Genomic DNA, 10,787 nt, shown 5'->3' with positions numbered 1-10,787 from the left:
GGGTTAACAGTTAAATCGGCAGAGGCTTGAACCGTGTTAGTACCATCTGAGATATCGAAGCTGATATCAATATCACCATTGAAGTTCGTATCTGGTGTGATGGTAAAGCTGCCATCGTCGTTTTGAGTAACTGTCGCATCGCCACCAACTGTTAGGCCACTAGCAGTTAGATCATCGCCTTCCACGTCAGAAGCTTGAGAAAGCAGTTGCTCTTGGCTTAGACGAATCGAACCGTCTTCGTCGACTGAGTAAGCAAGGTCGCCTGATACTGGCGCATCATCGACTGCTGTTACGCTTACATCGATGTTTGCCGCTACCGTATCGGTACCGTCTGATACATCGAAGCTGAAGTTGACGTCACCGTTGAAGTTCTCGTTTGGCGCAAAGGTGTAACTGCCGTCACCGTTATCAGTAAGAATGCCGTCACCGCCATCGTAGGTAACACCTTCAACAGAAAGGTTGTCACCTTCAATATCTGTCGCGCCTGTTAATAGGTCTACATCCGTGAAAACAAGTGTGCCATCTTCTTCTATTTCAAACGTTTTATCTTCTGGTACAGGTGCGTCATTAATAGGACGAACCGTTAAATCAATTGCGCTACTTATGGTTTCTTGGCCGTCACTGATATCAAAAGTAAGGTCTAGCTCGCCATTAAAGTCAGCGGAAGGTACAACTGTAAACGTACCGTCACCATTATCTTGAACCATTGCATCTGCGCCGACTTGAACGTTTGAAGCAACAAGCTCATCACCATCAACATCACTTGCGTATTCGAGTAATTGTTCTTGAGTAAATGTTATGGAGCCATCTTCATCCATGATGTAAGCCAGATCTTGTTCAGCATCTGGCGCATCATTTTCACTTTCCACTTGGATTTTGAACGTTTCACTTGTTGTCTCAGAATCAAAGTCATCCTCTACTTCACTGATGGTCTCTTCATCTGAAGCTTGAACATCAACGGCAAATGTCTCTTCAACTGTCTGTGAATCAAGGTCATCACCGACTTGTTGCTCATCCGATTCAGAAGATGTAGAACTCGGCGCTGCAGAGGTACGTGCTGCTTGGCCTTGTTCTTCATTACCCTCAGCGTCGGATCCACCTGTCGCAGCCTCTGCGTTATCGCCACCTACGGCTTGAGCGCCAGCACCTGCTCCGCCACCACTGCCAGCAGCATTATCCGAGCCAGCTTCCGAAGCCGCACCACCGACTACATTAGATTGAGCTGCATCTGAATCTCCATCGCTTTCTGGCGTCTCTTCTTGAACAGCAGCACCAGAAGCCGCTGCTTCTTCTGAATTACCAGCACCACTTGGATTGTCTTCCAACGCTTGGTTCACTTCGTCTGCCGCGTCGGTATTTTCAGCACCCGTCGCTACCGTCGACGCAATCGTGTTCTGTTGATTTTGTTGATTCTGCTGTTGGGAGGGTGTACCCGCGTCGTTCGTGTCCGTCTGTTCTACCGCGTCATTGAGATCTTCATTTTGGTTGTTTTGGTTATTTTCGCCTGCCATTACAGCCTCCGTTGCTACTAGCTAACTGATCGTATTTAGAGGCATTAAAGGACACCATTTTAAAAAACCAAGTTTTTATACAACTTTTTTCATATTTTCTTTTTTATGCATAAAGATGTGAAAAGAAGCAAAAAAAAAATTGAAAACTGCCTTTAAAGATCCTTAGTTATTGTGATTAAAGCAATTAAGGCAGTGGAATGATGATAGACATGACGAATTTGTTGCGTTCAATCGACAACAACCACAAAGGGCTGCAATTGCTATTAGGCGACTTTTATAAGGACTTTTCAGACGCAGCAATCAACATAGAGACGCTTCATAAGGGTAATCGTTTTGATGAACTCAACAACTACTCAAAAAAATTGAAGACCATCTTAACCTTGCTGTGTGACCAAGACCTACCGCCCAAAATGGCCAAATTGGAACATTTGAGTAAACACGAATTCCCTGCGCCGGAAGCGCTTTTAGAGGATGTAAAAACTGAACTACAAAACGTCAATAGACAAATCCATCACTTGTTGGATATTAAGGAAGTTGTAGATGACGAGTCATCGAGGTAGGTCATGAGCAATAACCAAATAGAGCATCACCTAAGAAAAGCGCTTGTTTCTAACAACGAGGCTTCCAAGGTCACAGCAGATGACACCATCGTGCTTGCAAGTGCGATGACTAGCGTTCACAAGACGTTACTCATCATTTTTCTACTTGCTTTGGTGGCTATCGCCGTAGCGTCACAAGCGCGTATCGACATTGTCGTTTCTGTGCGTGGCGAGCTGTTACTAGAGTCTGATGTTGAGAAAGTTCAACATCTAGAAGGCGGTATTTTAGAAGAGCTGTTAGTGAGAAAAGGGGAAGTTGTGTATGAAGGCCAACCTATTGCTCGAATCCGCTCACTCGACCGTAACACCCAACTCGATACAGTGAACACCGAAATCATTCAGCTGGAACTCGATAAAATCCGTTATGAAAGCTTGCGTGACATGGTCGAACCAAACTTTGCTTCTTACATCGAAAAGTACCCAGAACAAGTTCAAGTCAACATGAATACGTGGCAGCAAGAGTTCTCGAAGAACCGCTCTAACGAAGAGCTGATCACTCACGATATTAAACACAAAAACTCTCTAATTGGATCAATGCTAAAGCGTCGCAAAAGCTCAGAGAACCAACTCTCGCTCATTCGCAAACAACTCAACATCAAAAATACGCTTTATAAAGAAGAGATGGCGTCCTATGTAGACGTTCTAAATATGAAAGTACAAGAATCCAATATGGTTCGTGAGATTGAAAACCTTGATGAGTCAGTCATGAACGAACGTTTCCAGCTCGACAAACTCGAAAAACAACATCGAGATTTGGTTGAGAACCGCAACTCTGAGTACCAAGCACAAATCATTCAGGCCAATAAAGACCTCAAACTAAAACGGATCTTACAACCACAGCACTCCGACAAGGTAGACCGACTCATAGTCTACTCACCAGTGGATGGTGTGGTCGACAAATTACACTTCAACTTCCGTTCTGCGGTAATACCACCCGGCGAGAGTATCGCTGATATTGCACCAATCAATAACTCCCTACACGGTGAAGCGAAAATTCCGCGTAAAGACATGGGGTTTGTCGAAATTGGCCAGGCGGTAAAAGTAAAAATGGATACTTATAACTTCGCAAAATATGGATTTATTGAGGGAACCATCGCCTCAATTAGCCGTTCATCATACGAAGAAGAAGATGCCGAATTCTATTTGGCAGAGATTGAGATTGATCGAAACTTTCTTGAACGAGGAGGCACTCAATACAAATTATCACCTTATATGGAATTTACTGCCGACGTGAAAACAGGCTCACGCCGTGTGATCGAATACGCAGCGAAACCAGTGATGTCTGCCATCGAAGATGCATTCGATGAGAGGTAATCAATGAGCGGAAAACCTTCTTACAACATTTCCGTACCCGCCTTGCGACTCAGCATCTTGTTTAGCGTCGTACTGGCCGCTCTCGCTTTCTATTTATACTTTTCTTGGTCAAAAGTAGATTCGGTCGCTCAAGTGCAAAGTGCCCCACTGCTCATACAAGCTCAGAAGCTTAATCAGACCATCGAACAAGATATTCAAACCCTGCAGCACTGCTTAAAAGCCAACAATTGCAGTACCAGTGACTTTAACTTGTCGACTTTGAAGGGTGAGATTGATGAATTTCGGTCTTTGGCCTCTTTGAACAAAACCGAATTCAGTTTGGTTGGTGCGACTGAATACACCCAACTTGAATTGGCTATCAATCGCTTTTCCGACAGCGCTAAAACACGCAATGACATACTCGACTTATACCTATCGCTGACGAACAACTACCTGCAGATGGACGACAACTACCGCACCATGTTTAACAACCATGCGAGCGACTTAATGTCAGAGAAAAACGAGTTCTTTGTCTGGTTGTTTATGGTGGTCGTGATACTGGCCGTGATTGCCGTTTTTTCGAACTCAGTTGCCATGTTGAAACTGAAGAAATCCAGTTCTAACGAGAGAGAAATCGACTATGAGTTCGATGCTCTCTATCAAGAGCTGAAACAACTCGACTTGCAAAGACTCGAAGAGCTTCTGAATGAAGTGAGCATCAATCCGAAGCAACGCCAGATCTACTCTCACCTCAAACTGATCTTCAGTAAATTAGAAGACCAAAAACGCAATAACGATCTCTACAAACAGCTGTATGCGCTGATCGGGTATGAGATTCGCGGTATCACCAACACCATCAACGGCGGTGTCCAATATCTGGTTCAAGAAACCGATGAAAACGGCGTATTGATGGCGAAGGATATTACCTCAGCATGTAGCACCTTATCTGAGTTAGCAGAAAACTATAACCGATTGATTTCACAGGGTACGGAAAGTAAGTCGAAAGAATTTTCTCTACTGAGCGTGTTATCTGAATTGATGATTCATATCAGCGCCAAAGTACAACGCAATGAAAGCCAATTGGACTGCTTTATTTCCGACAACTTGCCCAATCGCGTAGAGGGGCAATCCACCAGCTTGTTCTGGATATTGTTCCTGCAGCTTTCCAATGCCATTCAACTCAAATCAAATAAGAAACTATTTGTGACGATTGAATCTGGGGCGGCTTCAGACATGGAAAATACCCGAGTTACCATCAATCTAAACTTCCTTTCAACGTTAGATGTCTCTGTAGCCAAGCTCAATAAACTCCATTGGAGCAGTCACAAGGACCACACCTCAAGCACAGACGACTTAGCAAAAAGCGTATTAAAAGATTACGGGTATTACGAAAGTCACTGGTTCCAATCGGGTACGCAGGAACGTTTTCAGATTGAGCTCGACCTTAAGGCTAAAAATTTCCACACAGAAAAGACTCGCTTCGACGGCAAGCGTTTACTGCTGTGCGCCAACACTCAAGTTCGCATCGATGTGATGAAGAAAATGCTCAGTAATTTGGGGCTGGACATCACCGAGATTCGGACTGCCAATGAGTTATTTTCAGCGGCGAAGACCTTTGGTGATTACGATGCGATTATGCTCACCGATACCTTTGAACCCAACAAGTTACCGTCACTGAGTAAAACAGTGAAATCTCAACTTAAGAACCACCCAAATACCAAGTTGCTGTTATCGGTAACCAACACTCAGCATGCGCAAGAGTGTCACAGCTTCGTCGATAAGATCATCAACTCCCCTGCGATTCCTTATGAGTTTATTCCTAACTTGCTCACCATTATGGAAGCAGAAGCATCAGAAGAACAAATGGAGAACAGCTCATTCCTAATCGTAGAGGATGACCGAGTTCAGCAGATCTTACTTAAGCGAATTCTTACCAAACAAGAGTATGAACCAGACACGGTTGGCGATGGGGCTGACGCAGTGGAGCACTTCATGAATAAACGTTCTGACATCATCTTCATGGACTGCATCATGCCCGGTATGGGCGGCATTGAAGCGACTAAACGCATTCGCCAGTTTGAACAAGAAAACGAGAAAAACCCCTGCACCATCATAGGTGCAACCGCATTGACCAGCAGTAACGAACACCAGGCTTGTATTGAAGCCGGAATGGATTACGTGATCAGCAAACCTTACAAAAGCGACCAAATCATTAAGGTGATCAACAAGTATGTGGCGGTACAGAAACTTAACTAGCAGCATTATAGCTGCGCTTGCATTCAGCACGACACCTTCAGCATCGGCGACGACCCTGCTTGAGGCAGTAGAACTCGGCCTGCAAAACAGCCTGTCCCTTCGGGCCAGTGATAAAGGTGTGGAAGAGAACGAATACAACATTGGGATCAGCCGCTCTAAGTTTCTTCCTTCGCTTAACGGCGCTGCCGATACCACATGGAATGAAAACGAAACCTTGTTATCGAGTGTGCCTGATGAGACCTCAAGCTATAACTCAAACAGCTACAGCCTTTCCCTTTCTCAATCGGTATTCAACCTAGGCGACATTTTCAAATACGGAACGGCAAAGCTCGACTTCAATATCGAAGAGATTAAACACGAAAATAAAATCCAAAGCACTATTTCGGAAATCGGCTCTCAATACTTTGAGTATTTAAAAAACAATGCACAAATTAAAGCGACCAAGGTCGAGCTTAAATCGTCTGAGACGCGTGAACATCAGATGCGACGAAACGTAGAGTTAGGCAACACAGCCGCTAGTGAACTGTACGAAGTTATCGCTCAGAAAGAAGGAGTCTCGAATCGGTTAAGAACCTTGCAGAAAGACCGTCGCGTCATTCTCAACGGGCTCTCAATTCAGATTCAGTACCCTATCACTCCGTCGCAAGATATATACGAAAGCGTGCCATTAAAAGAGATCAACGAAAGCGAACAACGCTCAATCATGGATCAGGCGTTAAAGCTCAATAACGACTTGTTAGTGGCGAAGAAAAACGTCGAAAGAAGCCGGAGAAGCTTAAAAGAGAGCGGTACAAACTTCTTACCTACCGTATCGCTTTCAGCCAGTTATCGTCATGATGACGCCAATAACTACGATAAAACCGACATCACTGCGACAGGCGAAAGTAACTCAACCAGTGTTGGTTTGAATCTCGCGTTACCGATCTTGTCTGGTGGCTCAGATTATTATGGATATCAAAAATCATCGACCGCCATCGAGCGTACCGAGCTGCTTTACCAAGACTCCCTTTACACAACGCGTAACAGCGTGAATACAGCGGTGCTCAATATTAATGATTTCTCGCAGTCCATCAGCAGTTACGAAAACATCATTCGCGCTAACTATGCCTCTTACAAAGGGATCCAAAGGGCTTACCAATTAGGCACACGTACCATCACCGATTTGCTGGCTGCTGAAAGTAAGCTGTTCAGCGCCTTAAGAGACTATGAAAGTGCTCGATACGACTACATCATCGAAACCATCAAGCTTGAGCAAGTTAAGGGCGTGCTTTCGATTCAATCCATAGAAAGCATCATGCAATTGATGAGCGATATTGAAGGGCGAAACAATCAAGAATTAGTGCCTAAACACCTTCTCTCAACGGAGTCGTTGAAAACAGGAGGACGCAATGCAAACTGAGCAATTTTCTCAAAAGATCAATATGGCAGATAAATGTTATCTAACTTTCTCTACGATAATTTCCACTTTATTTGGCTTGGTACTGCCCTTCTCTATTCTGATCATTTTCGACCGAGTATTACCCAACCAAGCACAAGATACGTTGTTCTTGCTGTTCGCGATTATCCTGATTTCTATCTTCCTCGACTACCACCTGAAAAATCAGGAAGAGAAGATATCTTCCGTCATCATGAGGCAGTTTGAGACCAACTTAACCAACAAGGTGTTTCAATCCATCTGTTTGGCTGAAATCTCTAAATTCCGCCGTTTAGAACCGGGCGAATACTTAGAGCGAATCTCAACCATTCCTGAACTAAAAACCTTCTTTGGCGGAGAATCGGTTCGAGCCCTTATAAACCTTGCTGTCAGCGTGATAACCATCCTAATTATTGGTCTTATCAACATATGGGCTGGCGTGACGCTTCTGATTGCCTCGCTCATCTTAGCCATTTTCGCTTGGAGCCTTTCTAAACAGAAGATTGGCAGCCTACAAAACAAGTCAGACATAGAAGGTTTAACCACTTCTAAAATCATCGAGATCATCTCTAGCCCGCTGGATATCAAAGCCCGAAACATGGAGTACCGCGTAGAAAGCTTAATGACACAAATGGTCGAAGAACGTGAAGTGGAGAACATCAAATACGAACAGATTGAATCGAACTTCGGCTTGATCTTGGCGCTCATCCAACAGCTTTCCATTGCTTGCGTTGTTGTAGTACTAGCAACCGCCGTTATCAACATGGAATCAAGCCAAGGCATCATGGCTGCGATCATCATGCTGACCAACCGTTACTTCGCGCCCTACCAACAAGTGATGCGCACCGCGAGCCGATGGGAATTGAACAAGCTTCACATACAACGTATCGCCGAACTTCTTGAACTGGCAGCCTCTGTTGAACACCAACACGAGACAACAGAGGTAGAACGTATTTCTGTTAAGTATTCGGAAAAACAGCGCATCGAGTTCGAACTCGGCCAAGCTTATTTACTGACAGGGAAAAGTGGTTCAGGTAAGACCCATCTTGCCAATTGCATCACAAGGCAAAACAGTGATAGCAAGCTCGATATCATAATTAACGACACGCCGTTGGATGATGTTAACTATAACGTTTGGCGTAACAGTGTATTGATGGTCGATAAGACAAGCTCGTTCGTGGAGGGAACCATTATAGATAACCTCACCTGTTTCCGCCCAAGCTTGAATAACACAGCTTTCGCCTTATGTGAAACCATGAACATCAAGGCTCAAATTGATGGATTGCCAGCAGGTTTCTATACCGAACTCAAAGGTCACATGCGCAATCCATTCTCACGCCAAGTTGGTTACGCACTGTTATTAGTACGTGCCCTGCTCGCAAGTAAGCGTGTGTTGATATTCGACGATATAGACTGCGTCTTTGATGAAGAATTTGCACGCGTCGTACTGACCAGTACTGCCTATCGTGCCAATGACAAAATCTTAATCATCGCCAGCAATAAAATGGACAAACTCAACCACCGCCTCAAACGTGTCAAGCTTACGGGAGGTGACCAATGAGTATCCTAGTTGACTTCAACAATGTTCCGCAGCGTGTGTTGGACTTTGAATCAAGTGGTTATGATGAGCGCTACGGTCAGTCACCGCTGATTCGCGGCTTAGCCTATACCTTGATCGCACTGGAATGGGAGGGGACGCCTTCTATACTCAGTGACGCTTTTATTCCTAAGCCAAAAGACAGCGACAGTTTTACTGCAACTATAGAACGTCTTGGATATCGCTGTGATGTAACCAAGCTAAAGACACTCGAAAATATCGATAAATACCCTCACCCATGCTTTATTGAGATAGAGAACCTTAGTGCGATCTTCTTAGGCACCAAAGATGGAAAGTTGATCCTGTTTGATTACACGAACAACAACACCATTGAATATCCAATGTGCAAAAAGCCCTGTCTGCTTATTTCAATTAGTGAATACTCTCGTTTGTTCCGTGAGCCACCACCAGAATCACAAGACAGAAGCAATTGGATAAAGTACGCTTTCTATCGTTACAACAATGAACTCAAAAGCCTGATCATCCTGAGCTTCGTGATCAGTATCTTAGGTGCGTTACAGCCATTCTTCATCATGAGTGTCTATAACTTCGCACTCACATCGAGTTCTCAAGCCACACTCTATTGGTTGACCTTATTTGCCGTCATTGTGGGGTTCTGGGAATACTTCTTTAAGAAGATGCGGGTCAACATCATTGCGACCTCCGGTAAAGATCTCGCTGTACACATATCGCAAGCCGTAATATCGAAACTGCTTTGGTTACCCTACGCGATGACATCAACCGCTGGGGTTTCGTCTCAATTGGCTCGTTTGAAAGATATCGACACCTTCCGTCGTTTAGTGACCGCAGAATCCACCCTCAGCTACTTTGATATGCCGTTTGTGATTGTGTTCATTATTGCGATCGCTCTGATGTCTGGTACAGCTGCGCTTGTGGTAATGGGCGGCTTGATCTTGATGTTGGTGTTCTGTGTGTACTCGCGCTATATCTATTCACAAGCCACATCCAAAAGCTCGCGCGCTAATGCAATGGTCTCTTACCAGTGGAACGAAATCCTGCGTGGTATCAAAACCATTCAAGGTTTACCTTTGCTGCGTGTGGTTCAATCTCGCTTTAGCGCTTCGCACATGCAAAGCACCAGTGATGCCGAGAACGTTGCTGTAACCAACAGTAAGATTCAAGCTGCGGGTGGTAGTTTGATTCAGGTGATTGGTACTGCCAGTATCGTGACTGCCGTCATCGGCGTAATGGAAGGCACTTCAGATGCGGGTGCCATGCTCGCGACCGTTATTCTGGTTTGGAAAGCGCTAGGCCCAATTATGGGTATCTATAATTCAATTTCTAAGTTCCAATCCATCAAGGCGTCATCGGCACAGATAAACAATTTAATGTCGATGAATGACGACAAGCTAACTCTAGAGAAAAGCCCGCCGATTCGCTTATTTCAAGGCAGCATTGTGGGCAGTGGTGTCAGCCACCGATATGCAGGAGCAGCAACAGGCTTAACCAACCTTGGCTTCAAGGTGCCTCCTAGTGCAAAAGTGGTCATTTGTGGCCCTACTGGTTGTGGCAAAACAACACTCATCTCAATCATTGCTGGCTTAGAAGATCGTTATCAGGGTGCCGTGTCTGTCGATGGCTATAACATTAAGCAATTCAACAGCTATCGCTATCGCACATCGATCAATTACATCCCTTTCAATCTGCACATTTTCGAAGGCTCTTTAGAGACCAACTTCATTTTGCACAATGGGTTGATTCCAACAGAGAAAATGCAGGAGATGGTGAGCTTCTTTGAACTAGACGAATGGCTACCAGAAGGCTTGGCGACTCAATTGAGTGTCGATAAATGCAAAGGTCTTCCCAATGGCATTCAACAAAAGCTGCGTTTGGCGCTTGGTTTAGGTAACTGTGAACAATCTCTTATAATCATTGATGAACCGTTCAACGGGGCTGAAAATGAAAACGCGCAGTATTTTAACCGCCTGTTCAGCGATAAGCTGCTGAATAAAACAGTCATTTTTTCAACTAATGATCCTGGTTTGATCGCCACTTCTAACATGAGTTTGGTTCTAGAGCCTGACGGGAATCTTAAATATTTTGGCTTAACAGACAAATACTTAAACAGTTTAAGTTAAACACAGCGATGCTTACTC

The 10,787-nt window shown here is 44.5% G+C and carries 6 protein-coding genes and 1 pseudogene; 6 read left to right on the top strand and 1 reads right to left on the bottom strand.

What is annotated here, in order from left to right; translation table 11 throughout:
* Positions 1-32: 32 nt before the first annotated feature.
* Positions 33-1,511 (bottom strand): annotated as a pseudogene (locus tag OC193_RS26150) (cadherin-like domain-containing protein); the annotation flags it as partial.
* A 197-nt stretch (positions 1,512-1,708) separates the two neighbouring features.
* Between OC193_RS26150 and OC193_RS18115 the strand changes: the two are divergent.
* The 6 genes from OC193_RS18115 to OC193_RS18090 are packed head-to-tail and all read left to right on the top strand — an operon-like array spanning position 1,709 to position 10,769.
* Positions 1,709-2,071, top strand: a complete 363-nt coding sequence (locus OC193_RS18115; RefSeq protein ID WP_048663487.1) for a hypothetical protein — start codon at positions 1,709-1,711, stop codon at positions 2,069-2,071.
* A 3-nt stretch (positions 2,072-2,074) separates the two neighbouring features.
* Complete coding sequence (locus OC193_RS18110) at positions 2,075-3,424, top strand: HlyD family type I secretion periplasmic adaptor subunit (protein ID WP_048663486.1); 1,350 nt, start codon at positions 2,075-2,077, stop codon at positions 3,422-3,424.
* A 3-nt stretch (positions 3,425-3,427) separates the two neighbouring features.
* On the top strand, positions 3,428-5,659 hold the full coding sequence (locus tag OC193_RS18105) for an ATP-binding response regulator (protein ID WP_048663485.1): 2,232 nt from the start codon (positions 3,428-3,430) through the stop codon (positions 5,657-5,659).
* Positions 5,634-7,058, top strand: a complete 1,425-nt coding sequence (locus tag OC193_RS18100) for a TolC family protein (protein WP_048663484.1) — start codon at positions 5,634-5,636, stop codon at positions 7,056-7,058. The genes OC193_RS18105 and OC193_RS18100 overlap by 26 nt, the downstream gene beginning before the upstream one ends.
* The gene (locus OC193_RS18095; RefSeq protein WP_048663483.1) at positions 7,048-8,634 is read left to right on the top strand and encodes an ABC transporter transmembrane domain-containing protein; all 1,587 of its coding nucleotides are present in this window, start codon (positions 7,048-7,050) and stop codon (positions 8,632-8,634) included. Before OC193_RS18100 ends, OC193_RS18095 begins: the two co-directional genes overlap by 11 nt.
* Positions 8,631-10,769, top strand: a complete 2,139-nt coding sequence (locus tag OC193_RS18090) for an ATP-binding cassette domain-containing protein (protein WP_048663482.1) — start codon at positions 8,631-8,633, stop codon at positions 10,767-10,769. The genes OC193_RS18095 and OC193_RS18090 overlap by 4 nt, the downstream gene beginning before the upstream one ends.
* Positions 10,770-10,787: the final 18 nt, after the last annotated feature.

Origin of the sequence: Vibrio crassostreae, assembly GCF_024347415.1 — a bacterium.
In the GTDB taxonomy this organism is placed as follows: domain Bacteria; phylum Pseudomonadota; class Gammaproteobacteria; order Enterobacterales; family Vibrionaceae; genus Vibrio; species Vibrio crassostreae.
This window is presented reverse-complemented; position numbering and strand designations above follow the sequence as displayed.